This window comes from Burkholderia sp. AU27893 (genome assembly GCF_002223205.1).
In the GTDB taxonomy this organism is placed as follows: Bacteria; Pseudomonadota; Gammaproteobacteria; order Burkholderiales; family Burkholderiaceae; genus Burkholderia.
The window spans coordinates 203,721-228,681 of record NZ_NKFD01000003.1 but is presented as its reverse complement, the minus strand read 5'-3'; the positions used below and the strand labels follow the sequence as shown (position 1 = coordinate 228,681).

Genomic DNA, 24,961 nt, shown 5'->3' with positions numbered 1-24,961 from the left:
GGCGTTACGACCGCCCGTCCATCACGACGCGCCCTTCGGCACGCCAGCGCAGCATTCCGCCGCCGAGATTCGCCACCGTGTCGAAACCGGCCTTCAGCAGAATGACGGTCGCCTGCGCGGATCGCCCGCCGGCCCGACACACGGTCACGACCGGCCGGTCGCGCGCGATCTCGCCGGCGCGCGCGGCCAGTTCGCCGAGCGGAATCGGCGTCGCGCCGGGCAGGTGGCCGAGCGGGCCGGTGAATTCGTCCGGCTCGCGCACGTCGACGACCTGCACCGCCGGCAGATGATCCTCGAGCCATTGCGGATCGATTTCCCAGAACCCGGCGAACGTATAGACGAGCGGCGCCCAGTCGGGCGCGGCCTGCTCATCGGGCGCGTTCGCGGCGACGCCGCATTGCAGGTTCGCCGGCACCGCGACGTCGATCTGGCGCGGATGCGCGAGCCCGAGGTTGCGCATGTAGCCCGCGAAATCGTCTTCGCTCAGGTCGCCGCCGAGACGCGGATTGAAGCGCCGTTCCTCGCCGACGCTCGTCACCGTGAGCCCGCGATAGTCGTGCGCCGGATACAGCAGGCACGCGGCCGGCAGCGTGAAGAGCCGGCCGTGCACCGCGCGATACAGCGCGCGCGGGTCGCCCTGCTGGAAGTCGGTACGGCCCGTGCCGCGGATCAGCAGGCAATCGCCGGTGAACGCCATCGATTCGTCGTCGAGCACGAGGCTGATGCAACCGCTCGTGTGGCCGGGCGTCGCGCGCACGGTCAGGTAGCGCGCGCCGAACGCGCAGCGGTCGCCGTCGTTCAGATAGCGGTCGGCACCCTGCGCGCCGCTCGCGGCCGAGATCGCGATCGTGCTGCCCGTGCGCTGCTTCAGCAGCCATGCGCCCGTCACGTGATCCGCATGCACGTGCGTGTCGACCGTCGCGACGAGCCGCAGCCCGAGCTCGTCGAGCAGCGCCGCGTCGCGGCGCACCTGCTCGAACACGGGGTCGATCAGCACCGCTTCGCGCGACGCGCTGTCGGCAAGCAGGTACGTGTACGTCGACGATTGCGGGTCGAAGAGTTGCCGGAAGATCATCGCGAAGTTGCTCCGTCGCTGGTTAAGGCTTGTTCGATGCGTACCTGATGCTGTGGTCCGGCCCGCGCCGCGACTGTCGCCGTCGCGCGGGCCGCCGCGTCGTGGTCGTGCATGGCCACCATCCGGCCGGCACGGTGCGGTCAACGCGGCTGCGCCACGTAGCGCAGGTACGGCTTCAACGTCCGGAAGCCGTCCGGGTACTTCTGCTTCGCCGCATCGTCCGACACCGACGTCGGAATGATGACATCGTCGCCGGGCTTCCAGTTCACCGGCGTCGCCACCGTATGCTTCGCGTTGAGCTGCAGCGCGTCGAGCAGGCGCAGCACCTCGTCGAAGTTGCGCCCCGCGCTCATCGGATAGACGAGCATCGCCTTGACCTTCTTGTCCGGCCCGATGATGAAGACCGAGCGAACCGTCGCGTTGTCGACCGCCGTGCGCGGGCCGCCGCTCGCATTCGGATGAATCATGTCGTACAGCTTCGCGACCTTCAGTTCGTCGTCGCCGATCAGCGGATAGTTGACCGCATGCCCCTGCGTTTCGGCGATATCGGCCACCCACTTCCGGTGATCGCTGACCGGATCGATCGACAGCCCGATGATCTTCGTGTTGCGCTTGTCGAATTCCGGCTTGAGCCCGGCCATGTAGCCGAGTTCGGTCGTGCACACCGGCGTGAAATCCTTCGGATGGGAAAACAGGATCGCCCAGTGGTCGCCGATCCATTCATGAAAGCGGATCGTTCCCTCGGTGGTCTCCGCGGTGAAATCGGGCGCGTCCTCGCCTAGTCGAATCGACATGTTCGTCTCCGTGAAAGGGGAATCGTCACGACGCCCGCGCCGCGGCTTGCGCGACGCGCGATCGTCCGCGCGCGAAGGGCCGGCATGGCACATGCCGGGGTCCGCGCGTTCATACAGCGTAGGTCAAAATGCGCGCGCCACCGGTATCGAGCACACGGCGTGCTTGCGTAACGTGGCCCATTCCGACGATGAATGCGGCGCGGCAGAACCTTGCGCCGCTCCCGGCCGCCGGTACGTGCTGACTTACACTACCGGCTGTTCTCGTCTTACGTTCACAGGAATTCCACCGACATGTCGATGACGATCGATCCGAAGCAGGCCGCCGCGCTGCTGGCCGTCGCCGACACGGGCAGCTTCGAGCAGGCCGCCGTGCGCCTGCACGTGACCGCGTCCGCCGTCACGCAGCGGGTCCGCGCGCTGGAGGCGAGCCTCGGCACGCCGCTGGTGCTGCGCACGCGGCCGTGCCGCCCGACGGTGGCCGGGCAGCGCGTGCTGCAGCACCTGCGCCGCGTCGCGCTGCTGCAGGCCGACCTGCAAAGCACGCTCGCAACCGAGCGCGAATCGCCGATCTCGGTGACGATCGCGCTCAATTCGGACAGCCTCGGCACGTGGTTTCTGCCGGCGCTGACGTCCGTGCTCGCCGGCGAGCGCATCCTGTTCGAGCTGATCGTCGAAGATCAGGACCACACGTTCGCGTTGCTCGAAAGCGGGATGGCGGTCGGCTGCGTGACGACCGAGCCGAAGCCGATGCGCGGCTGCCTCGCGACGCCGCTCGGCACGATGCGCTACCGGCTGCTCGCGGCCGCCGCGTTCGCGGTGCGCTGGTTTCCGCGCGGGCTGAACCGGACGAGCGCGCGCAAGGCGCCCGTCGTCGCGTATTCGCGGCGCGATACGCTGCAGTCGTCGTTCCTGAAGGAGAAGTTCGGGTTGCCCGAAGGCGCGTACCCGTGCCACTACGTGCCGGGCACCCATTCGCATTTCGCGGCGGTGCGGCACGGGCTCGGCTACGCGATGGTGCCGGAGCCGCTGATCGGCAGCGCACCGCTCGACACGCAGGGACTCGTCGATCTCGCGCCCGCGCATCCGACCGACGTCACGCTGTACTGGCACGCGTGGACCGTGCAGTCGCCGACGATGGCGTCGTTGTCCGAGCGGGTCGTCGAAGCTGCGCGGCGGCTGCTCGCGCCGCTGCCGTAACGCGTGTTTGAGCGGCACCGCCGATGCCGTCTGCGGCAAGAGTAACGACGAGAATCCCCGCCGCGCCGCCTATACTTTTTCCATCGGCCTCGCGAACGCGCCGCGCGGCCGATCACGCCTGTCCGGCCGCGCCCTTTCCCGCAAGGAGAACGTCATGTCTCGCCGCTACATCGATTGCCGCGAGTTTCCCAGCACGATGAATTGCTCGGTCGCGATTTCCGCCGACTCCGACAACGAACTGCTGGAGGCCGCAGTGCAACATGCGGTCCAGGTTCACCAGCACACCGACAGCGCCGAACTGCGCACGCAACTGCAAGCGCTGTTCCACGACGGCACACCGCCCGCCGATGCACCCCGGCAAGCATGATCCGCCGGCTCGCCCGATATCGACAGACGGGTTGCCCCATCGCCCCCGTCGCCTCTCCGCTCCCTGCTTCGCGCCATATCGGGCCGGCGTCCCCGCCGGCCGGCGCATTCCACCTTACGCGCGACGTTGCGCGAAATACGCACCGACCGCGTCGATGAACGTATCGATGTCCGCACGCGACACGTCGCAGTGCGTGACGAAACGCGACGCGTACAGCATCTGCGTGAGGATCCCGCGTTCCTTGAGCCACGCCTCGAGCGGCGCGCAATCGGCTTCGGGGAATTGCGCGAACACCATGTTCGTCGCGTGCGACAGCACCTTCACGGTGTCGATCCGCGCGAGGCCTTCGGCGAGATGCGCGGCATTCGCGTGATCGTCCGCGAGCCGCTCGACGTTGTGGTCGAGCGCATACAGGCAGGCCGCCGCGAGAATGCCCGACTGCCGCATCCCGCCGCCGAGCACCTTGCGCCAGCGCTGCGCGCGCTCGATCAGCGCACGGTTGCCGACCAGCACCGAGCCGACCGGCGCGCCGAGCCCTTTCGAAAAGCAGATCGACACGCTGTCGAACGGCGCGCCCAGCTCGGCGATCGAACGGCCCGACGCGACGGCCGCGTTGCATACGCGCGCGCCGTCGAGGTGCAGCGACAACCCGCGGCTGCGCGCGAACGTGGTGGCTTCCTGCACATAGCCTTCCGGCAAAACCTGGCCGCCGATCGTGTTTTCGAGCGCGAGCAGGCGCGTGCGGGCGAAGTGATTGTCGAGCGGCTTGATCGCCGCGGCGATCTTCGCGAGCGGCAGCGTGCCGTCCGGCGCGTTCTCGATCGGCTGCGGCTGGATGCTGCCGAGCACGGCCGCGCCGCCGCCTTCGTACTTGTAGGTGTGCGCGAGCTGGCCGACGATGTACTCGTCGCCGCGCTCGCAATGGGCCATCAGCGCGGCCAGGTTGCTCTGCGTGCCGCTCGGGAAGAACAGACCGGCTTCCTTGCCGGCCCGCTCGGCCGTCACCGCCTGCAGGCGCAGCACGGTCGGGTCGTCACCCCATACGTCGTCGCCGGTTTCGGCGGCAGTCATCGCGGCCAGCATTGCCTGGCTCGGACGTGTCACGGTATCGCTGCGTAAATCGATCATCGCTGAGTCCTGGGTAAACGCGGACCGGAACCGATGCGTCCGGCCCTGCCGAAACGAGACTCAGAGTGTACGCAATTCATGCAGCGCATGCGTATCGACGGTCGAAGCACGTAGGGCTCACCGGCGCACGTGCGCGCGATGCCGTACGACGCCGTCCGGGCCGCCGTCAGTAGCGCGGCGGCGGCGGTTGAACGCCCGCCGGCGGCATCGGCGGCGCCGCGCGCGGTGCGCCCCCATATCCGCCACCGCCATACCCGCCACTGCCACCACCGCCGCTCATCCCGCCCGGTACAGGCACGCGGTTGCCGGTCGCGTACATGCATTGCAGGTAGCCATAGTCGTAGCGGCGCTGGATGTCGTAGGCCGAGCCTTGCGCCGCACCGGCGCCGACCACGCTGCCCGCGAGCAGCCCCGCGCCCGCGCCGACGGCCGCACCCGTGCCGCCGTTGAACGCCGCGCCGGCCGCCGCACCCAGTGCGGTGCCGACGGCCGCGCTGCCGACCGCGCTCGCGGTCGACGCCTGCCCGGCGCTCACGCCGCCCGCTTGCTCGAACGCGTATTGGCGGCAGTTCGCATCGTCGGCGCGGAACTGGTCGAACGACTTGCCGGTGCCCGGCAGCGCCATCAGGCTCGGCCCGGTCGGCATGTATGCGCACGCGCCGAGCAGGCCGGCCAGCGCCAGCGCGACCGGCACGCGCCGCGGTCGAAATACGGATTTCATCGTCGCGCCTCCGTCACTGCGGCCGCGCCGGCACCGATCGCCAGCCCGACTTGCAGGTCTTCACATACGGGTAGTAATGCTTCGACGCGTCGCAGTAGTACCAGAGGTTCGCGTCGCCTTCGTCCTGCGGTTGCCCCTTCTCGACGTACTCGGGCGGCGGCCCCGGATCGACGGGCACGGCGACGACGGGCCGCGGGTAGTAGTAAGGCGCGGGGACGACGGGGTAGTAATACGGGTAGCCGGGGCCGATATAGACCCCGACCCGGGCGGCATGCGCGACGCCGCCCGTCGCGATCGCCGCTGCGGCCACCGCGCCCAGTGCGAGCTTCAATCCATTCACGTCACGTTCTCCGGCTGGCGGTTCGTCGATGCGAACCCACATCCCGAACGCTACGCCGCGCGCGATCCGTCATCCATTACGGGCCGGCGCGCCAATGTTGCGCGGCGTTACCCATGTGACAGCCGCCATCGGCCGCGGCCCGCCGGCACGACCGCGTGCGTTACGCGATAACGCACTGAAACGGAACGGCTGCGCGCGGTCGCCGTGACGCGCGGTGTCACCCAACGTTGGCGCCCGCGCCCAACCGTTCCGATGACGCGACGCGCCATATTGCCGCACGTGCGTCAGACCGCCACGCCGCGGCCGCGCGCATCACAAGCAGCCTTCTTGATACGAATCAACGATTTACCCCGGAAATGCGCGCGACGGGCTGGACATCTGCGACGAGTTGGCGCATTTCGCGGTGCAACATCGCGGCCCATACTCCAGCCAACCCCGACGCCCGTCTGCCGGGGTCCGCCGGCACCCGCCGGCGGGTATCGTCAGCCTCGGTCAACTGGTATGGACACCGCTCTTTCGGCCCTCGATCTGGCCCGCCTGCAATTCGCGTTCACCGTCTCCTTTCACATCGTCTTTCCGGCGCTGAGCATTGGTCTCGCCAGCTTCATCGCCGTGCTCGAATATCGCTGGCTGAAAACCGGTAAGCAGTACTACAAAACCCTCTGCCTGTTCTGGTCGAAGATCTTCGCGGTCGCGTTCGGGATGGGCGTCGTCTCCGGCGTCGTGATGAGCTACCAGTTCGGCACGAACTGGTCGGGCTTCTCGAGCTTCGCGGGCGCCGTCACCGGGCCGCTGCTGATGTACGAGGTCATGACCGCGTTCTTCCTCGAGGCCGGCTTCCTCGGCATCATGCTGTTCGGCTGGAACCGCGTGAGCCCGCGCGCGCACTTCGGCGCGACGCTGATGGTCGCGATCGGCACGCTGATCTCGACGTTCTGGATCCTCGCGTCGAACAGCTGGATGCAGACGCCGCAGGGCTTCGAGATCGTCGACGGCCGCGTCGTGCCGACCGACTGGTTCGCGATCATCTTCAACCCGTCGTTCCCGTACCGCCTGTTCCACATGGCGATCGCCGCGTTCATCGTCGCCGCGCTGGTCGTGGCCGCGACCGGCGCGTGGCACCTGCTGAAGGGCCGCCGCGACAAGGGCGTTAAGAAGATGTTCTCGATGGCGCTGTGGCTGCTGCTGGTACTCGCGCCGCTGCAGGCCGTGATCGGCGACCAGCACGGCATCAACACGCTGAAGCACCAGCCGGCGAAGATCGCCGCGATCGAAGGGCTGTGGGAAACGGAAAAGGGCGGTACCGCGCTCAACCTGTTCGGCATCCCTGACATGCAGGCGGAAACGACCCGCTACGCGGTGAAGGTGCCGCACCTCGGCAGCCTGATCCTCACGCACAGCTGGGACGGCGAGATCCGCGGCCTGAAGGAATTCCCGCCGGAAGACCGCCCGAATTCGACGGTCGTGTTCTGGAGCTTCCGGATCATGGTCGGCCTCGGCTTCGCGATGATCGGCCTCGCCGCGCTCGCGTGGTTCCTGCGCCGCCGCGGCCGCCTGTATGAATCGAAGTGGTTCCAGCGCTTCGCGCTCGTGATGGGCCCGACCGGCTTCGTGTCGCTGCTCGCGGGCTGGGTGACGACCGAAGCGGGCCGCCAGCCGTGGGTCGTGTATGGCGTGATGCGTACCGCGCATGCGGTATCGCCGCTGTCGGTGCAGCAGGTCAGCCTGTCGATGATGACGTTCGTGATCGTGTACTTCCTCGTGTTCGGCACCGGCGTGTACTACATGCTGAAGCTGATGAAGGCGGGCCCAGCGCTGCCCGACGTGAAGCACGACGACACGCCCGACACGCGCCCCGACCACACCGCGCGCCGCCCGATGTCGGCCGTCGACGAGCCGCTCGAGACCGTCTGAGCCCACTCTTTTCGCATACGAGAAAACCTATGGACGTCACCGTAATCTGGGCCGCGATCATCGCATTGGGGCTCTTCATGTACGTCGTGCTCGACGGCTTCGACCTCGGCATCGGCATCGTCTTCCCGTTCTTCCCGGACGAGAAGGAACGCGACCTGATGATGAACACCGTCGCACCCGTGTGGGACGGCAACGAGACGTGGCTCGTGCTCGGCGGCGCCGGGCTGTTCGCGGTGTTTCCGGTCGTCTATTCGACCGTGCTGTCGGCGCTGTACCTGCCGCTGATCTTCATGCTGGTGTGCCTGATCTTCCGCGGCGTGTCGTTCGAGATCCGCGCGAAGGCGCGGCGCACGAAGCAGCTGTGGGATCTCGCGTTCATCGGCGGCTCGGCCGGCGCGACGTTCTTCCAGGGCATTGCGCTCGGCGCGTTCCTTCAAGGCATCAACGTGAAGGACGGCGTGTTCGCGGGCGATGCGTTCGACTGGCTCACGCCGTTCAGCCTGCTGACCGGCCTCGGCCTGATCGTGACCTATGCGCTGCTCGGCTGCTGCTGGCTCGTCGCGAAGACGGAAGGCGACCTGCAGCGGCGCCTGCATCGCGTCGTGTGGCCGCTGACGGTCGTGCTGCTCGGCTTCATCGCGGTCGTCAGCCTGTGGACGCCGCTGCAGGATCCGGCCATCGCGCAGCGCTGGTTCGACTCGGGGCTGTTCTGGCGCCTGCTGCCGGTGCCGTTCCTGGTCGCCGGCTGCGCGGTGTGGATGCGCCGCGCGGTGCGCGCCCGGCACGACATGACCCCGTTCGTGCTCGCGCTGGCGCTCGTGCTGCTCGGCTACGTCGGCCTGCTCGTCACGCTGTTCCCGTATGCGATTCCCCAGACGATGACGATCTGGGAAGCCGCGGCGCCGCGTTCCAGCCAGACCTTCACGCTGGTCGGCGCAGCGGTTATCCTCCCGATCATCATCGCCTACACGACGATGGGTTACTGGGTATTCCGAGGCAAGGTGCGCCATGAAGACCAGCATTACTACCACCACTGATTCCGCCGATGGCCAGCCCGCTGCGCCGAAGCCGCGCATGCGCGGCTGGATGTGGTTCGTCGTCCTGTGGGCGGGCGGCGTGCTCGGCGCCGTCACGCTCGGCTATGCGTTCAAGATCTTCATGAACCTGACGCTGTTTGCGGTGAAGTAGGCGAAGCGGGCTGCCGGGTCGGGCGACGATCCGGCAGCCGTTTTCTCGTCGACGGCTGCCGCTCCGGCCGGATGCACCGGGCGACGCGCCGGCATCCGTGGCCATTCTCCGGTCGGCGGCGGCGCGCACTCCGCTCCCGTTCCCCCTTACGCTCCCGGCGCCGGCACCTGCGTGCCGATCACCGCTCGCACGACGTCGTGCACATCGCCTTGTCCATCGCCTTGTCCATCGCGCTGAAGAAAGTCTGGTAGAAATCGGGCTCGACGATGGTCTTCATCCGCGAGTCGCCGTTGCTGTCCCATATCGTGCGGTCGAATCGCGCGCGCACGATCGCGTCGTGCGCCGCCGTCACGCGAACCGTGACGACGGCGGCCACCCGCTCGTGATCCGGCTTCGCGGGCAAGCCGCCGATGCGCGCCTTCAGCGCGCCGCGCAGCAATTGCCGCCACTTCGGGATCAGCGTATCGCTGCGCCCCGCTTCCACCAGCCCCGAATCGCGATCGACCGTCACCGGCGCATAACCTTGCGCGCGCAGCACGCCGGCCACCGCGTCGAGTGCGCGCCCCTGCGTCGCACCGGCATAGCGGCGATCGGTCATCATGCGCAGCGTCTGCTGCTCGCTTTCGGACAGGTCGACTTCGGTCTGGCTCGAGCTGTAGCGCACCAGCGATCCGCCGCTGCCGATCTGGCGTTCGCTTTCCGGCTTCGACGCACATCCGGCCAGTAGCGCGAGCAGCCCGGCACAGGCGAGCGCCAGCGCGCCGCGGCCGCGCGCCGGCGGCACCGCTGCCTCGCGACGCATCGCGCGCCGGGCGCGAAGTCGGCGGCGAATTCCGGTTGATCGGCAATCGGGTGGCGCTATGATCGTCATCGCGGTGTTCTCCTGTCGGCGCCATCATAGGGACGCGCCCCGACCGCCACAAACGACATTTTTTGACCCACTGTGTAGCTTTTCTTCGCGATCTCACGATGCGCCGATTGCCGCCCCTGAACGCGCTGCGCAGCTTCGAAGCTGCCGGCCGCCTGCAGAGCCTGACCCTCGCCGCCGACGAGCTGAACGTGACCCAGAGCGCGGTCGCGCAGCAAATCCGCGTGCTCGAATCGTTCTTTGGGCAGAAGCTGTTCGAGCGCGACGGACGCTCGTTGCGGCTCACGCCGCGCGCGCGGCATTATCTCGTCGACGTCGCGAGCTGCCTCGGCCGGCTCGCTCAGGCCACGGGGCAGATGTTCGAACCCGGCGGCGGCCATCCGGTGCGGATCAACGCGTCCATCTCGTTCGCGCACGGATGGTTGCTCACGCAACTGGCTGCGTTCCAGGCCGACCATCCGGACATCGACGTGCAACTCGTCACGACGCCCGACAACGAGCGCGACCAGTTCGACGAAACCTGCGACATCGTGGTTCGTCGCTATACGCCGGAGTTGCGCCGCAAGGGGTTCGTGTCGCGGCCGCTGCTCGCGACCGTCGCGGTGCCGGTGTGCGCGCCCGGCCACCCGGTGCTCGACCAGGCACGCACGCCGGCCGACCTGCGCAACGCGCCGCTGCTGCATTACGCGGGTTTGCCGCAGGCGTGGCAATACTGGTTCCATCAGGCGGGCTCGGTCGTCACCGAGACGCTGCGCGGGCCGTTCTATCGCGAGTTCTTCCTGATGATCAAGGCTGCGGCAAGCGGGCTCGGCGTGTGCCTCGCACCGCGCGCGGTGGTGCGCGACGACATCGAACAAGGGCGGCTCGTCGCGCTGTTTCCGGAAGTCCACCTGGAAGCGCCGCCGTTTCATTGCCTGTATCGCGACGACGACGATCCGTCGCTGCGCACGTTCGTCGACTGGCTGTTCGCGCGGGCGGAGGCGCTGGAGGGGGCGCCGCCGGGATAGCCGGCGAGGGGTAGAAAGCAGGAACCGATGAAGCAGCCCAAGGCGGCTGCACCGTCACGTCCACCTAGGCGTTCTGTCGCACCACACCGAGCTTCAATCCCAGCATGCCGAAGATGCGGTTCATCGTCTGTACCGTCCCGTCGCTGCGGCCTTGCTCGATATCCTGAATCGTCTTCGTCGACACACCGGCGAGCTTGGCCATTTCCGCGCTGGTCAGCCGCATCGCTTTCTTCAGATGACGTACCGATTCGCGCAACGACCACTCGGGATGCGCGAGCACGTCTTCGATCGCTTGTCGTCGGAGCGAAAGCTGTTCGGGAAGCGGCAGCGCGTTATAGCGTTTGTCCATTGCGTCACCCGTGCCTAGCGCAACGCATCCCGCTCACGCGCCAGCCGCTCGAGCCCCGGCTTCAGAAAGGCATGGACATCGTGCTCCAGCTTGAAATCAGAAGTCGTCAATTATTGGAAATACCGTCATTTCGGTGGAAATCTATACAAATTGCAACGAATAGCACATACAACTTATGTAGATTTCTGCCGAAACATGAATCCTTGCCGTTACTTCAGGCAGTGCTGAAAGCGCTCGGATTCTCGTTCAACGACCTATCGCCGCTCGCGCAACGCCGCCTCGATCTTCCGATCGGTCTTGTACTGGCTCAGCGCATACACCGACCAGATCGCGGCCGGCAGCCAGCCGACGATCGTGAGTTGGAGGATCAGGCAGATGATCCCGGCGATCGGGCGGCCGATCGTGAAGAACTGGAACCACGGCAGCAGCAGGGCAAGCAGAAGGCGCATCTGGACTCCTTTCGAGGCGTCGTTGAAGGTTCACGCATCGCCAATATGGCGAGTTGCCCGCGCCATTTCAAGTCCGCTGCCGGCGATCCCCGGACAAGAAGCCTCAACCTCATCCCATCGACCTAAGCCGCGTCGGCCAGCCACCGCGCGACCCGCGCCACGAGCGGATCCGCTTCATCGAAGCATTCGGCGCCCGCCACGCGCGGCGCGTCGCAAATCGCGAACACCGGCTTGCCCCACTGCAACCCGAGCGCAATCTCGGACAGCGTGCCGAGCCCGCCTCCGACCGCGATCAGGCACAGCGATGCCCGCGCGACCAGTGCGTTGCGCGTGATGCCGAGCCCGGTCGGCAGCGCGACGCTCAGGTAGGGATTCGCGAGCGTCGCATCGTCCTCCGGCAGCAGCCCGATCGCGCACCCGCCGGCCGCATGCACGCCGCGCGCGGCCGCCTCCATCACGCCCTGCTTGCCGCCGCCGACGATGGCGACACCCGCCGCCGCGAGTGCATGCGCGATCCGCTGCGCGACCCGCATCTGTTCGTCGGTCGCCTCGCGCGGACCGATCACGCCGACCGGCATGCGGTGCCGCCGCGTGCCGCGCTGCCGTTGCGCGAGTTGCGCCAGCGCGTCGGACGCCGCTTCCGACCACTCATCCATGACGTCGTTGCCGTACAAGGCCTTCCCCCAATGCAAGAACGCAGGTGCAGATCGCCGTCAGCACGATCGACAGCACGGCCGCCTGCGAGAAATCGGTTTGCCCGTCCGACAGCTTCAGATACATCAGCAGCGGCAGGATGTTGATCTGCGTGCCGGCCAGCGCGAGCGCCGTGCCGTAGGTGCCGAGCGCGATCGCCGTGACGAGGCACCACGCGGACGCGACCGACGGCCACAGTTCGCGCCACGCGACGTCGAGCCACGCACGCCACGGGCGCGCGCCGAGCGTCAGTGCCGCCTCGAGCGGCCGCCGGTCGAGATTCGCGAGCGCCGGGTAGATCATCAGCGCGACCCGCGGGATCAGGTAGTACGCATACGCGACCGCCAGCCCCGGCATCGTGTAGATCGCGCCGCCGAGCACGGTCGGGTCAGCGCCCAGCGACGCCGCGAGCGTGGTGACGAAGCCGGCGCGGCCGAACGCGAGGATGAAGCCGTACGCGATCACCAGCCCGGAGAACGCGAGCGGAACGCCGAGCAGCGCGAGCGTCCAGTGGCGGCGGGCGGGTGACTGCCCCGCCAGCGCGAATGCGACCGGCACGCCGATGCCGACCGACAGCGTGCCGGCGCCCACCGCCAGTGCCAGCGAATGTGCGATCGCATCGGCGACGAGCGGATCGCGCAGCACCGCACCGAACGCACGGCCGCCATCCGTGAAGGCCGAGCCGACGAGCGCGGCGAGCGGCAGCGCGAAGCACACCGCCAGCAATACCGCCGCCGGCACCGCGCCGAAGCGGCGCAGCGCGCCGCGTTCCGCCAGGGAGGTCTGCATCGCGTGCCCCTTACTGGCCGAGCGTCGCCTGCGACCAGAGCTGGTCGACCTCGGCCTTGCGCGCGGCCGCCTTCGCCACGTCGAGCGGACGCACCTGCGGCGCCTTCGGCAGCTTCGCCGCGACGTCCGGCGCGACCGGCGTGCCGGGTACGGCCGGCCGCACGAAGCCCTGCGCGAACAGCGCCTGCCCGACGTCGCTCATCACCAGGTTGAGCCACAGCTGCGCGGCGGACGGGTTCGGGCCGTTCTTCACGAGGCTCATCGCATACGGCGCCGATACGCTGCCGTCCTGCGGAATCACGACGTCGGCCGCGTCACCCATGCCGTCGACGTACTTCGCCTTCAGGCCGTCGTTCTCGTAGCCGATCAGGATCGGAATCTCGCCCTTCACGAACTTCGCATAAGGCGTCGTGCCTTCGACGCGCAGCACGTTGCCCGCACGCTTCAGCTTGCCGAAAAATTCCGTGCCGGGTTTCGGGTTCTCGACGCTGCCGCCGTTCGCATAGGCGGCCGCGAACACGGCGACCTGCCCCTGCCCGGTCGAACGCGGGTCGAGATAGACGACCGCGTTGCGATACTCCGGCTTCAGCAGGTCGGACCAGCGCTGCGGCACGTTCTTCACGAGCTTGCGGTTGACGAGGAACGCGATGTTCAGCGAGTGCACCGCGAACCACCGGCCGTCCGCCGAGCGAAACACGTCCGGCAGCTTGTCGAAGTTGACCGGCCTGAACGGCGCGACGACATCCTTGCTTTCGGCGTCGAGCGCCGACGCGGCGAAGTAGTACGCGGTATCGGCCTGCGGACGGCGGCGCGACTTGTCGAGCGACACCACGGTCGCGGCCGAGCCGATGTCGTTGTAGGTGATCTCGACCTTCGGATAGCGCTTGCGGAACTCGGCGAACAGCGCCTTCCAGTTGGCCCATTCGGGGCCCGTGTCGAACGACACGACGAGCCCTTCGTCGGCGGCCTTCGCATACAGCGCGTCCTCGCCCGGATACAGCGGCGCGGCGTGCGCCGGCGCGGCGGCCAGCGCCGCGAACGCGCAGAGCGCCAGCACGCCGGCGCGTAGGGTTTTCACAAGAGGGTGGCCTGCAGGCATCGGGGATCTCCGTTGAATGAAAGGGGTCATTGCGCGTCCGGCGCGACCGGCAGCACGAGCAGATGGCGCGGGTCGATCGCGATCCGCCGGGTGGCCGGCACGCGGCCTTCGCACAGCAGCGGGTCGGCCGAGCCGGCGGGAATGAAGTCGTAGCGTTGCGTCGCGCCGAAGTAGCGCACGTCGCCCGGCGCGCCGTCGATGCGGTTCACGCCGTGCGCCGGCGGATCGGCCTCCACGTGCTCGGGCCGCACCAGCACCTCGACCTCGGCGCCCGGCCGGTGCCCGCCGGTCTCGACGCGCAGCGTCGCGAACCGCACGTCGACCGTGTCGGGCGCGGTCACGCGGCCGCGCAGCAGCGTCGAATGCCCGACGAAGCGCGCGACCCGCGCGGACACAGGCCGCTCGTACAGGTCGCGCGGCGCGCCCACCTGCAGCACGCGCCCGCCGTCGACGATCGCGACGCGGTCGGCCATGCTCAGCGCCTCGTCCTGGTCGTGCGTGACGAGCAGCGTCGTCGCGCCGCACGCGCGCTGCAGCGCGCGAATCTCGTCGCGCAACTGATGGCGGATGCCGGCATCGAGCGCGGCCAGCGGCTCGTCGAGCAGCAGCAGCTTCGGCTCGATCACGAGCGCACGCGCGAGCGCGACACGCTGCTGCTGCCCGCCGGACAGCATCGCGATGCCGCGTTCCGCATGCGCCGCGAGGCCGACGCGCTCGAGCATGTCATGCGCGCGCTGCCGCCGCGCATCGGCCGTGACGCCGCGCATTTTCAGCCCGTACGCGACGTTGTCGGCCACCGACAGGTTCGGGAACAGCGCGTAGTGCTGGAACACCATGCCGACCTCGCGCCGCCACACCGGCACGCCGGCCATGTCGGCGCCGCCGATCGCGATGCGGCCGCTGCCGCCGTCGAGCAGGCCGGCCGCGAGCCGCAGCAGCGTGGACTTGCCGGAGCCGCTGCGCCCCATCACCGCGAGCAGCTCGCCTTGCGCGGCGGACAGCGTGACGTCGTCGACGCCATGCCGCGCGCCGGGATACTGGAAACTGACGTGTTCGAACTCGAGACTCATGACGGACTCACTTCATACGTTGCACGGTGCCGACCGATACGAGCGTCGCGAGCACGGCGAGGACGAGCAGCACGACGGTCGCCGCGCACGCCATCCCCGACGCGCCGTAGAACGCCTGCAGCAGCACGATCGGATAGTTGCGATAGCGAAAGCCCGCGATCAGGTTCGAGATCTGGAATTCGCCGATCGACAGCGCGGCCACCATCACGAGCCCCGAAAACAGGCTGTGCCGCAGGTTCGGCAGCACGATCGTGACGAACTGGCGCAGCGGCGTCGCACCGAGCGTCGCCGCACAGGCCTCGAGGCGCGCGAGCCCGAGGTGGCGCAGATCGCTGAGCAGCGTCTGCAGCAGGTACGGCAGCGTCAGCACCGCGTGGGCCGCGATCATCAGCGGCAGCGTGCCGAGCCACGGCAGCGTGTCGCCGCTGAAGATCGCGATATAGCCGAAGCCGAGCGTCAGCGCGGGCACGGCCACCGGCATCAGCATCACGACGCGGGTCGCCATGCCGCGCCCGGCCTGCGCACGGTGATGCAGCGCATATGCGAGCGGCAGGCCGACCGCGGCGTTCAGCGCACAGCACGCCAGCGCCACCGTCAGGCTCACGCCGAATGCGCGGGTGAAGCTGCGATTTCCGGCGAGATCGGCGAACCAGTGCCAGGTGAAGCCGGTCGGCAGCAGCGTGTTGGTCCACGACTGGCCTACCGAGCCGATCAGCAGCAGCACGATCGGCAGCAACAGGTAGAGCCCGAACACCGCGACGAGCGCGTGCAGCAAGAGACGTCCGACACGCGGACGCACCGGCCTGTTACGCGAAATCGGAACACCATCGGCCAGGGCCGGGGCGGTAGACGCAGGCATGAAAACACTCGCGGACAAGAGACGAAGACACCGCGCAACGCCCGCCGGGCGGGGCTGTCACGCGTTTTATGGATGGCCGCAGTGTGCAGAGTCGACATGGCATCGTCATGAAAAAAACGTACAAAGCCCGCATCGATCTGTGCGCCGAAGGAATAGTCGCGATGAAGCACCTGTATCCGAACGTCTCGGAACTGCACGCATTCACCTGTTCTGCGAAGTATCTGAATTTCTCGTACGCGGCCCGCGAACTGGGCCTGACGCCCAGCGCGGTCAGCCGGCAGATCGCGAATCTCGAGGCGCTGTTCGGCGTGAAGCTGTTCGTGCGCGAGGGGCGCAGCCTCGTGCTCACGCGTGCCGGACAGGTGTACCACGCGCGCGTCGCCGGCCCGCTGCGCGAGATCGGCAACGCGTCGATCGAACTGCTGAGCGCGCGCGAAAACGGCGACCTGCTGACGATCGCCAGCGTGCCGACGTTTACGACCAAGTGGCTCGTGCCGCGCCTCTCGCGCTTCCTGGCCGTCGCGCCGGGCGTCACGCTGAGCTTTCGCCGCCATCTCGCGCACGGCGACATCTTTCCGTTCGGGCTCGACGCGGCGATCCGCTACGGCGACGGGGCATGGGAAGGGGTGCGAAGCGATTACCTGGACGGACGAACCTTCGTGCCGGTCTGTACGCGCGAATTCGGCGAGCGGCACGCATTGCGCACGCCCGCCGACGCCGCGCCGGCGCCGCGCCTCGTGCACGAGCAGGCGGAAATCGCGTGGTCTGCGTGGGCGGAACGCCATCGCGCGACGCAGATGAACGCGCTCGCCGGGCCGCGCTTCGAACAGTATTCGGTGCTGATCCAGGCCGCGCAGGCGGGACTCGGGCTCGCGCTCGTGCCGCGTTTCCTGATCGCGGACAATCTCGCGGCCGGCACGCTCGTCGAACCGTTCGATGCGCCCGTCGAGGTCGACGCGCAGGGGCACTACCTGTGCTATGCGCCGGAACGCCTCGAGACGAGCGAAGCATTGCGGCACTTCAGGGAATGGATGCTGGACGAATGCGCGCCGGCGTAAGCCGGCCCGCATTCGTCAGACGACAGGACGCGCTTGGCCGCGCGCCCCGCCGCCCCACCGGACACCACCGGGCAGCGGCGTCCGGCTGTCGCCGTCAGCGGCGGATGCCGAGCCCCGGCAGCACCTCCGTGCCCTCGGCCACCACCGCGTGCAGCAGGCGCGGGTCGGCACCGAGCAGCCCGAGGATCGTCGGCGCGACCTGCTTCGTGCCGACCGTGTCGGTCACCGTGCGTGCGCGATGCAGGCCCGGATACGACACGAGCAGGCCGAGGTGGCTGTCGTCCGGCGCGTTGCCGCCGTGCTCCTCGTCCTTCTTCGTGCTGGACGTGTAGATCACGCCCGGATTCGGCTGGACGATGATGTCCGGCGTGCGGCCATTGGCCGGATCGCCGAAGCGCTCGGCGAGCGCCGCGCCGTACAGCACGTACGCCTGCGGGCCGTCCGCGCAGATCCCCGGCGCGTTGCAGCCGAGGTTCGCCTTCAGCGTCTGCACCACGGCCGTGCGCTGGTTGCGGTCGCGCAGCCAGATCAGGCCGACGTCGTCGGTCTGCACGAAGCCGGTGTCGACCAGGCCGGAGCCGTCGTTCAGGTTGCCCGTCGTCGTGTTGTTCTGGCCGAAGTTGCCGTTCGGGTCGATGTAGTTGTTCGCTTCGAGCAGCTTCGTCAGCGTGTCGCCGTTCTTCACGAGCTTCGTGTGATCCGTCGGCGACTGGCCGTGCTTCGCCGTGACGATCACGGCCGTCGACGCATACAGGTTCGCCTGCTTCAGCGCCGCGACGATATGGCCGATCGAGTTGTCGACGTACGTGATCGCGTTCGCGACCTGGCCGTTCGGCGTGAAGTTCGCATCGAGATAGCCGCCGCCCTTCGCGACCGGCGCCTTCTGCGCGACGCTGAGCGTCTGGAAGTTGCCGCCGAACAGCGTCGGCACCGGCGCGCTCTTCGTGCCCGTCGAGTCACGGCCGTTGATCTGGTTGATCAGCGCCTGCACGTGCAGGTTGTCGAACTGCGCGGTATGCGAATAGACGTCCGTGTAGTTCGTCTTGGTCACCGGGTCGATCGAGTTGATCTCGGTGCGCATCAGGTCGTCGACGCCGGTGCCCGACGGCCCGTTCAGCCAGTCGTAGCCCCACGCGTGCTTGTCGGCCCATGCGGTGGTCGCGTTCGGGATGCCGGCCTTCACGGCCTCGAACACCGTGTTGGTCTTCACGTAGTTGTGCGGATAGACCGGCACGCACTTGCCGTTGACCTTCGCGTTCGGGATCGCCTGCGGGTTGAACGCGCCGCCGCCGTTCAGGTGGACGAGCGCGCCGCCGTTCTGGGCATCGATGCCGGTCGTCTCGTCGAACACGACGTTCCAGCCCTGCTTGCCCGAGCAGCTCGTATCGCCCGGCGCGTACAGGTTGCGGTCGTACGACACGTCGTAGAACAGGCCGGCCGTCTTCGGCGAGCCGCCCGTCACGAGCGCCGCGAGGCCCGGGAACGAATCCGACAGGCCCGGCGTATAGGCATTCGTGTACGTCACGCCGCTCTTCGCGAGCACCGCGATGTTCGGGCACGTGTTCGCGCCGATGCAGCGCGCGAGATCCTGCTCGTGCAGGCCGTCGACGCTGATCAGCAGCACGTGCTTCACGACGCGGCTCGCGTGGCCGCGGTCCTCGCCGTGACTGTCGTCGTCCTGCTGCGCGGCGTGCGCACCCGCACCGGCGAGCGCCAGCGCGCTCGCGACCATCGCCACCACCTTCCGCTGCTTACCAAGGAAAGACATGATCACCCCACCTCTTCGATTGACGTTGAACTGCGTGACTTGCCATCAGGCGCGCAAGAATATGGGCGCGTCGTGGGTCGCTCGCATGAAGCGGGGCTTTCTGTTTTCTATCAAACGTAACCAATCGCAAGTGACACGAATCGGTCGCAAAGCAAGGTGGCCTGGCGCACATTGCGAAAGGCGCGCTCGCCTGCCGGCACGCCGCCGGTGCATCGGTCGATCCGTCCGCGGCGTCATCGGTCGTACGATTTTTTTTCCGGCTTGGCGCGCGACTATTGGCGTGTGATAAAGGGTTTTCCCTGACCCGGAGCACGAGTATGTCGACCCTGGAAGCCCTCCGGTTCGTGCTGGACGATGCACGCACCCCCGAAATCATTCGCCACCACGTCGTCGACGCGTTGCAGTACGCGTTGCGCAACTACGGACAGGTGTTCACCGCGAAGGAAGTCGAATGGCTGGCGCAGTGGGACGACGCGCGTCTGCCGCTGGCTGCGAAGAAGGAACTGGGCAAGCGCGAGGAACCGGCGATCGCCGCGCGCTGAAGGAAACGCGCCGCCGCGCCCGAACGGATGAACGGGCGCGGCAGCGGATGGCCTGCTTACTGCAGGCCGAAGTCGACGCGGGTCGTCGCGCCCTTGTCCTCGATGCCCTTCGCATCGAGCTTCGGCGCGACGATGAACACACGGCTCGAATCGATCTTCCCGTCGAGGTACTGGCGCACGGCCTGCGCGCGCTGCTGCGCGAGCGCACGCAGCGCGTTGTCGTCGGCCGGCGCGTGCTCGGCGAGCGCCTTCTTCATGTCGGCGTCGGGCAGCGTCTTCTGCAGGCCGATCACGTTGCGCGGCTTCTTGAAGTCGGCGGCCTTGTACGCGCGCGTCAGGTACTTGCTGTACTCGGCCGGCTCGACCTTCACCGACATCGGGTCGATGCTCTCGCCCTGCCCGATCACATCCTTCAGCTTCTGCTGGCGCACGAGCCGCTCGACGTACGCATCACCCAGCCCCGAGGTGTCCTTCGACGGATCGACGCGGCCGATCAGGTCGAGGCGGATCGACGGTTTCTCGATCAGCATCTTCACGACGGTGTCGAGCTTCTTCTGCTGCGCGTCGTCGAGCTGGTACGAGCCCGGCGCGAATTCGACGTAGCCGAGATCCTCGCCGCCGCCGCCGAACGCATGCGCGAGCAGCGAGAACGGCGACGTGACGGCCTTCGCGATCAGGTTCAGCACCGCGCGCCAGATCAGCCCGCCGACGCTGAACTCCGGATTCGACAGCGAGCCCGACACCGGCAGGTTCACGTCGATCTGGCCGCGCGTGTTCTTCAGCAGCGAGATCGCGAGCTTCACCGGCAGCCGGGTCGCCGTGTCGTTCTCCACGTGGTCGCCGAACGTGAGCTGGTCGATGAAGATGTGGTTGTTCGCCTTCAGCTGGTCGTTCGCCAGTTCGTAATGCAGGTCGACGTTGAGCTTGCCCTTCGTGATCGGGTAGCCCGCGTACTTCGCCGAGTACGGCGTCAGGTTGGTCAGCTCGATGTCGTGCGCGGTCGCGGTGAGGTCGAGCGCCGGCTTCTCGATCAGCGGGTTCACCGAACCCTTGATCGAGATCGGCCCGTTGCCCGCGAGGTTCGCGGCGACGTCGACCGGCGCGGACGTCGTCGAATCCGTGCCGAACGCGCCGACCGTGCCCTTGATCGCAATGAGGTTCGCCGTGTAGTTCGGCTTGATGAAGTTGTCGGTGTACGTCACGCGGCCGTTCTGCAGCAGCAGCTCGCCGAAATGCATGCGCACCGGGTTCTGCGGCGGCGGCGCGGCCTTCACGACCACCGTCGCCGAAGCGGCGGCCGGCGCGGATGCCTGCTGCGCGGCCGCGGCCGACGCGGCCTGGGCGGCGGCCGGCGGCGTCACGCCCGGCGACAGCGGCACCGGCTCGCCCTTGCTCGCGTCACGCGTGAGCGACTGCGCGGGGCCCGTTTCCTTCGCGACCACGTCCTTCAGGTTCAACCGCCCCTGCGCGTCGAGCAGCACGCGGCCGTAGAAGTTCGAGAACGTCACGCGCGCGGCATCGACGTCGGTGCCCTTCTCGTCGTAGTTCGCCTTCAGGTTCGTCAGCGCGAGCGAGCGCCAGCCCGCGAACGGGTCGGAGGTTGCCTTGTCGAGCATCCGCACGTCGACCAGCGCGACATCGCCGCGGTAGGTCGCGCGCGGCGCGCCCTTCACCTGTGCGAACGTCAGGTTGCCCTGCGCGTTGAGCAGCGCACTGGCGATCGTCGCGTTCAGCGCGCTGCCGAAATACGGCTCGAACGCGGCCGCGTCGAGGCGGTTGCCGTTGATCTTCAGGCCGAGCTTCAGCGGCTGCGCGGTCACGTCGCCCGTCACGTTCAGCGAGCCCTTGCGGTTCAGCGTCGCCTTCAGCTGCACGGGCAGCGGCCGGGTCATGTCGTCGCTGATCTTCTGCACGGACAGGTCCAGCGGCTTGATCGCCAGCTTCACGGGGCGCGGCGTCGACAGGTCGGTGAAGTTCGCGGCGGAATCCTTCACGTTCAGCGCGTCGATCCGGTAATGCCACGACGGCGCGGCGGCCTCGGCCTTGCGCGCGACCGTGCGCTTGGGCACCGCGGCCTGCGCGGGTTCGGCCAGCGCCGCGAGGTCGATCTTGCCGTCCTTCAGGCGCTGCACGTCGAGCGCGAGCCCGCTGACGTCGACGCTGGCGATCTCCGCGATGCGCGTGGCCACGTCGACCTTCGCGATCTTCGCGTGCGCGTCGGGCAGCACGATCGCGGGCGCCTTCGCGTCGGGCGTCGCGATCTTCAGCGACTTCAGGCTGACCGTGCTGTCGGCAACCTGCGCGGCGAGCGGCGTCTTGCCCCAGTCGGCCTTCGCGTTGACGGTCGCGCCGAGCGTGCCGTCGAGCACGCGCGCCCGCGTCGCCTCGCCGAGGTACGGCTGCAGCGCCGGCAGCGCGAGCGCGGCGACCGTCAGCTTGCTCTCGGCCTGTTTCTGCGCGAGATTGAACGCGCCTTCGGCCGTCACGTCGCCGCCGCGCGACAGCGACGTCGACAGCGTGTATTTCGCGGGCGTCTTGCCCTGCATCGTGAAGCCGTCTAGCGTCGCGGCGAGCTTCGTGAGCGACAGCGCGGTCGGCGTCGCCGGCACGCGGTCGTCGACGTTGACCGTGCCGCCGTCGATCGCGAAATGGCGGATCGTCAGGTCGAGCGGCGGCGCCTCCTTCTCGCCGGCGCCGGCTTCGGCCTTCGCCCCGCTGGCGGTGGCTTCGGCAGCGGCGGAAGCGGCGGCGCCCGACGCCGCCGGCTTGCCTTCGGCGGGCTTCGAGGCGGCTGCCGGCTGCCCGGCGAGCTTCTCGACGTTCAGCACGCCCTGCTTGTCGCGCGACAGGTCGACCACCGGCTGGTCGATCCGGATTTCGTCGAAATGCATCGCGTTGCGCAGCGGTTCGAGGCTGGCCGCCGCGACGTGCACGCCGCGCGCAGCGAACAACGGTGCGGACGCATGATCCGTCACCTTCGCGTCCTTCAGGTCGACGGTGCCCGACACGCGCAGCGCGGGCGTCTCGCCGCTCATCACGAAATTGACCGCGAGGTCGCTGCTCAAGAGGCCGCTCGTCACGGCCACCGGCAGCTTCGCCGGCACGTACGAGATCAGCTTCGGCACGTCGAGGCCGTCGAATTTCAGCGCGATCTCCGATTCGCGCGACTGTGCGAACGGCTTGGTCTTGCCGTCGATCGCGATCGGGCTGCCGTCGAAGCGGGCGCGCAGCTTCGGCTCCACGAAGATGTCGGTCTTCGAGGCCAGCGTCGCGATGTACGGAATGCCGAGCGTCCAGTTGTCGACGACGTGCTGTTCGTTCAGCAGACGGTCGTCGAAATCGATCCGGCCGTTGTTGATCTGGATGTTCGACACCGAGAACTGCGTCGGCTTGCTTTCGGGTTTCGGCGACGGCGTCGAGAACTTCTCGATCAGGTCGGTGAAGTTGAAGCGTTGGGCGTCGTAGCGAACGATATGAAAGCGCGGCGAGTCGAGGCGCACTTCATTGACGATCGGCGCGCCGCGAAACAGCGACGACCACGACGGCCGCACGACGAGCTTCGCGATGTCGATGAAGTCGCCCTGCCCGCCTTTGTCGCCGAGATGGATGCCGTCGGCTTCGAGGTTCAGCGTGTACGGGTTCAGCGCGATGCGCTGGATCGTGGCGGGCCGGTCGAGCTGCTTGCTCAACTGCTGTTCGGCGATATGGCGGATCAGCGGCGGCGCCGCGAAGAACCCGAGCAGTCCGAATAAAACGATGAAGATCAGCAGGCCGATGCCAATGCGCCGGGCCCGGCGCGAGCGTGCAACGCCACCGAGGGCATGGAGGGTGGAGGGTACGGTTTCTTTGTCTGCGCTTGCCATGCTTGAATGCCTCGGGATGGAATGCCGGGCCGCGCCGGAGAACCGGGCGGCCGCGCACGCTATCCCGAAAGTATAGGCTCAGGAGGGGACGGGACGAGGTTCGGGCGCCGTCGCGCCCGCCGGTCGGACAACGCCGCCGGTCATCCGTTCATTTCCGGACGACGACGGGCGGCATCCACGACCCGTCGCTCGCCTGCGGCTTCGGCGCATAGAGGCGCAACGCGAGTGCAAAATCGGCGCGCGGCGCCGGCAGCCAGTTGGCCGCCTGCGTGCCGCCCGGCGACGCCGACACGACGATGTCGATCGAGCCGTCGTGGTTGCGGCGCAGGCGGTCGCGATCGCCGAGCGAACGGCGCGCCGACCCGACGTCGGGCAGCGCGCCGTTGGTCGCATAGGGCGTCAGCGTCCAGAATGCGCGCACCGGCGGCAGCGCGCCCGGCGCGAAATGCAGCACGTAGCGGTTCGCGCCGTTCAGCGGATGGCCGTCGCTGTCGACGCGGACGACCGCGAGCGTTTCGTCGTCGCGCGTCGCGGTGCCGAACTGCGTGTAGGCCGCGTACGCGCGCAGCGTGTAGTCCTGGCCGTACTTGCCGGCCGTATCGCCGATCCAGCTCCAGCCGTTCGCGTTCAGCAGGTTCGACGGCGGGGTCGAGAGCCGCGCGCGTGCCTCGGCGACGCCGGCTGTCGCGGCCGCGAGGCGGTCGCCCGTCCACAGCACCGGGTAGCCGGCCGACACGCCGATGTCGCCGAGCAGTGCCTGTGCGTGCGCATCGTCGGCCGGCGCCGGGTTGTCCTGCAGCGCCTGCGCGAAGCGCGTGAAGAACGCCTTCGGATCGAGTGCGGCCACCTGCTCGGCCGGCGTGCCGCCGCCCACTGCTTCGGACGGCGCGCTGCCCGCATGCACCGCGACCGACGCGCCGCGCGCCGCGCCCGTGTAGACGGACAGCGGCACCACGCGGATCGCGCGCTGCAGTTTCTTCACGTTCGTGAGGTCGCGCCCGCCGCTCGTCTGCAGCCGGACTTCGAGCCACGCGTTGGCCGACGGGACGTCGATCCGGACCGCGCCCTTCGGCAGCGTGCCCTGCCAGTCCTTCGCGGCGAAGGCAATCGTTTGCGATCGTGCGCCGCCGCGTGCCCCGCGTGCGGCCACGCTCGACGACGACCACAGCACGTTCGTCCACATGTCGAGGGCGCGCGCATCCCAGTAGCGGCCGCGCGTGTCGGGCAACGTGACGATCACGGGTTCGGTCGCGACGTCCAGCCAGCCGGTCGAGTCGAGCGTGTCGACGCCCGGCAGCGGCGGATTGACCGCGCCGACGGGCGGCAGCGCCTGCGCATGGCGCAGCGTGTTGAGCGGCGCCTGCCCCGGCTGCGCACCGTCGCCGCCCGTCGCCGCTTCCTTCGCGACGTCCATCAGCACGAGCGGATACGCGTAGACGTAGGAGTCGGCGACTTCCGCGCGCATCCAGCCGGTTTTCCGCTGGATGGCGTCCGGTTGCGACGCGCACCCCGCTAGCAACGCCATGATGGCGAGCGACGCGCACGCGCGCCGCAGAGAAACTGATTCCTGCTGGTTTTCAATCATCGATTACTGGCCGAATATCATTCTTTTCAGTCAACGCCTTGTTCGACTTGCGAATGGCGAAAGCAAGGCACCCCAGCCTGCCCGGACAACCGTCTCGCTACGGTTCATAACGGTGGGCGCTGATGTCAGGCCGGTATCATAGCGCCTCAGGGCATCCCCCAATATGCCGATTAGCGGGTGGCGCGTATTCGCGGGCTGACCGGTCCCAAATGATTCGTCGGATCTTCAGGGAAATTGG

At 68.2% G+C, this 24,961-nt stretch carries 24 protein-coding genes; 8 read left to right on the top strand and 16 right to left on the bottom strand.

Translation table 11 applies throughout. The features are described from left to right. Nucleotides 1–4: 4 nt before the first annotated feature. Nucleotides 5–1,075: an MBL fold metallo-hydrolase gene (locus CFB47_RS19130; RefSeq protein ID WP_089459144.1), complete on the bottom strand. Its 1,071-nt coding sequence runs from the start codon at nucleotides 1,073–1,075 to the stop codon at nucleotides 5–7. Nucleotides 1,076–1,215: 140 nt separating this feature from the next. Next, nucleotides 1,216–1,869 (bottom strand): peroxiredoxin, encoded by a 654-nt coding sequence (locus CFB47_RS19125; protein WP_089459289.1) that lies wholly within the window; start codon nucleotides 1,867–1,869, stop codon nucleotides 1,216–1,218. Nucleotides 1,870–2,160: 291 nt separating this feature from the next. Here CFB47_RS19125 and CFB47_RS19120 point away from each other — a divergent pair, with 291 nt between their 5' ends. Together CFB47_RS19120 and CFB47_RS19115 are read left to right on the top strand one after the other, a co-directional pair. Further along, nucleotides 2,161–3,066, top strand: coding sequence for an HTH-type transcriptional regulator ArgP (locus CFB47_RS19120; protein WP_046548680.1), 906 nt, complete (start codon nucleotides 2,161–2,163; stop codon nucleotides 3,064–3,066). Nucleotides 3,067–3,220: 154 nt separating this feature from the next. Then, entirely contained in the window at nucleotides 3,221–3,433 is a 213-nt protein-coding gene (locus CFB47_RS19115) for a DUF1059 domain-containing protein (RefSeq protein ID WP_089441457.1), read from the top strand. A gap of 114 nt (nucleotides 3,434–3,547) precedes the next feature. Here CFB47_RS19115 and ltaE read toward each other — a convergent pair whose 3' ends face one another. The 3 genes from ltaE to CFB47_RS19100 form a co-directional block, all read right to left on the bottom strand. Next, nucleotides 3,548–4,561, bottom strand: coding sequence for a low-specificity L-threonine aldolase (gene ltaE / locus CFB47_RS19110; RefSeq protein WP_089441456.1), 1,014 nt, complete (start codon nucleotides 4,559–4,561; stop codon nucleotides 3,548–3,550). A 166-nt stretch (nucleotides 4,562–4,727) separates the two neighbouring features. Continuing rightward, entirely contained in the window at nucleotides 4,728–5,282 is a 555-nt protein-coding gene (locus CFB47_RS19105) for a YMGG-like glycine zipper-containing protein (RefSeq protein WP_089461951.1), read from the bottom strand. Nucleotides 5,283–5,295: 13 nt separating this feature from the next. Next, nucleotides 5,296–5,622: a hypothetical protein gene (locus CFB47_RS19100; protein WP_089461950.1), complete on the bottom strand. Its 327-nt coding sequence runs from the start codon at nucleotides 5,620–5,622 to the stop codon at nucleotides 5,296–5,298. 501 nt (nucleotides 5,623–6,123) lie between these two features. Between CFB47_RS19100 and CFB47_RS19095 the strand changes: the two genes are divergently transcribed. Genes CFB47_RS19095 through CFB47_RS19085 form a run of 3 tightly spaced genes read left to right on the top strand, consistent with a single transcriptional unit; the run spans nucleotide 6,124 to nucleotide 8,724 of the window. Further along, nucleotides 6,124–7,536, top strand: a complete 1,413-nt coding sequence (locus CFB47_RS19095; RefSeq protein ID WP_089448586.1) for a cytochrome ubiquinol oxidase subunit I — start codon at nucleotides 6,124–6,126, stop codon at nucleotides 7,534–7,536. Nucleotides 7,537–7,565: 29 nt separating this feature from the next. Then, nucleotides 7,566–8,573 carry a cytochrome d ubiquinol oxidase subunit II gene (gene cydB / locus CFB47_RS19090; protein WP_039364378.1) on the top strand — a complete coding sequence of 336 codons (1,008 nt, stop codon included), beginning with the start codon at nucleotides 7,566–7,568 and terminating at the stop codon, nucleotides 8,571–8,573. Next, the gene (locus tag CFB47_RS19085; protein ID WP_089441452.1) at nucleotides 8,545–8,724 is read left to right on the top strand and encodes a hypothetical protein; all 180 of its coding nucleotides are present in this window, start codon (nucleotides 8,545–8,547) and stop codon (nucleotides 8,722–8,724) included. Before cydB ends, CFB47_RS19085 begins: the two co-directional genes overlap by 29 nt. Nucleotides 8,725–8,902: 178 nt before the next feature. On the opposite strand, the gene CFB47_RS19080 is transcribed toward CFB47_RS19085, so the two are convergent. Further along, a complete protein-coding gene (locus CFB47_RS19080) occupies nucleotides 8,903–9,526 on the bottom strand; it encodes a hypothetical protein (protein WP_256946714.1) in 624 nt (207 codons plus the stop codon). A gap of 167 nt (nucleotides 9,527–9,693) precedes the next feature. Here CFB47_RS19080 and CFB47_RS19075 point away from each other — a divergent pair, with 167 nt between their 5' ends. After that, nucleotides 9,694–10,599: a LysR substrate-binding domain-containing protein gene (locus CFB47_RS19075; RefSeq protein ID WP_256946713.1), complete on the top strand. Its 906-nt coding sequence runs from the start codon at nucleotides 9,694–9,696 to the stop codon at nucleotides 10,597–10,599. A 64-nt stretch (nucleotides 10,600–10,663) separates the two neighbouring features. Here CFB47_RS19075 and CFB47_RS19070 read toward each other — a convergent pair whose 3' ends face one another. The 7 genes from CFB47_RS19070 to CFB47_RS19040 form a co-directional block, all read right to left on the bottom strand. Further along, entirely contained in the window at nucleotides 10,664–10,948 is a 285-nt protein-coding gene (locus tag CFB47_RS19070) for a helix-turn-helix domain-containing protein (RefSeq protein ID WP_089459154.1), read from the bottom strand. Nucleotides 10,949–11,202: 254 nt separating this feature from the next. Continuing rightward, nucleotides 11,203–11,397 carry a YqaE/Pmp3 family membrane protein gene (locus CFB47_RS19065; RefSeq protein ID WP_089459155.1) on the bottom strand — a complete coding sequence of 65 codons (195 nt, stop codon included), beginning with the start codon at nucleotides 11,395–11,397 and terminating at the stop codon, nucleotides 11,203–11,205. Nucleotides 11,398–11,519: 122 nt separating this feature from the next. Continuing rightward, complete coding sequence (locus CFB47_RS19060) at nucleotides 11,520–12,053, bottom strand: TIGR00725 family protein (protein WP_089461947.1); 534 nt, start codon at nucleotides 12,051–12,053, stop codon at nucleotides 11,520–11,522. Next, nucleotides 12,046–12,879: an ABC transporter permease gene (locus CFB47_RS19055; RefSeq protein WP_089441446.1), complete on the bottom strand. Its 834-nt coding sequence runs from the start codon at nucleotides 12,877–12,879 to the stop codon at nucleotides 12,046–12,048. Before CFB47_RS19055 ends, CFB47_RS19060 begins: the two co-directional genes overlap by 8 nt. Nucleotides 12,880–12,889: 10 nt before the next feature. Beyond that, the gene (locus tag CFB47_RS19050) at nucleotides 12,890–13,978 is read right to left on the bottom strand and encodes an extracellular solute-binding protein (protein WP_089461946.1); all 1,089 of its coding nucleotides are present in this window, start codon (nucleotides 13,976–13,978) and stop codon (nucleotides 12,890–12,892) included. Nucleotides 13,979–14,004: 26 nt separating this feature from the next. Continuing rightward, nucleotides 14,005–15,048, bottom strand: coding sequence for an ABC transporter ATP-binding protein (locus CFB47_RS19045; protein ID WP_089461945.1), 1,044 nt, complete (start codon nucleotides 15,046–15,048; stop codon nucleotides 14,005–14,007). Between the two features lie 7 nt (nucleotides 15,049–15,055). After that, nucleotides 15,056–15,907, bottom strand: a complete 852-nt coding sequence (locus CFB47_RS19040; RefSeq protein WP_089459159.1) for an ABC transporter permease — start codon at nucleotides 15,905–15,907, stop codon at nucleotides 15,056–15,058. 161 nt (nucleotides 15,908–16,068) lie between these two features. On the opposite strand from CFB47_RS19040, the gene CFB47_RS19035 reads away from it, so the two are divergent. Next, a complete protein-coding gene (locus tag CFB47_RS19035; protein ID WP_089462032.1) occupies nucleotides 16,069–16,965 on the top strand; it encodes a LysR substrate-binding domain-containing protein in 897 nt (298 codons plus the stop codon). 94 nt (nucleotides 16,966–17,059) lie between these two features. Here the strand turns inward: CFB47_RS19035 and CFB47_RS19030 are convergent, their stop codons facing one another. Next, complete coding sequence (locus tag CFB47_RS19030) at nucleotides 17,060–18,733, bottom strand: alkaline phosphatase family protein (RefSeq protein WP_261316977.1); 1,674 nt, start codon at nucleotides 18,731–18,733, stop codon at nucleotides 17,060–17,062. 317 nt (nucleotides 18,734–19,050) lie between these two features. Between CFB47_RS19030 and CFB47_RS19025 the strand changes: the two genes are divergently transcribed. Beyond that, a complete protein-coding gene (locus CFB47_RS19025; protein WP_027790361.1) occupies nucleotides 19,051–19,275 on the top strand; it encodes a hypothetical protein in 225 nt (74 codons plus the stop codon). A 56-nt stretch (nucleotides 19,276–19,331) separates the two neighbouring features. On the opposite strand, the gene CFB47_RS19020 is transcribed toward CFB47_RS19025, so the two are convergent. Then, nucleotides 19,332–23,138, bottom strand: coding sequence for a DUF748 domain-containing protein (locus tag CFB47_RS19020; protein ID WP_089461944.1), 3,807 nt, complete (start codon nucleotides 23,136–23,138; stop codon nucleotides 19,332–19,334). A 148-nt stretch (nucleotides 23,139–23,286) separates the two neighbouring features. After that, the gene (locus CFB47_RS19015) at nucleotides 23,287–24,723 is read right to left on the bottom strand and encodes a DUF1254 domain-containing protein (RefSeq protein WP_089461943.1); all 1,437 of its coding nucleotides are present in this window, start codon (nucleotides 24,721–24,723) and stop codon (nucleotides 23,287–23,289) included. Nucleotides 24,724–24,961: the final 238 nt, after the last annotated feature.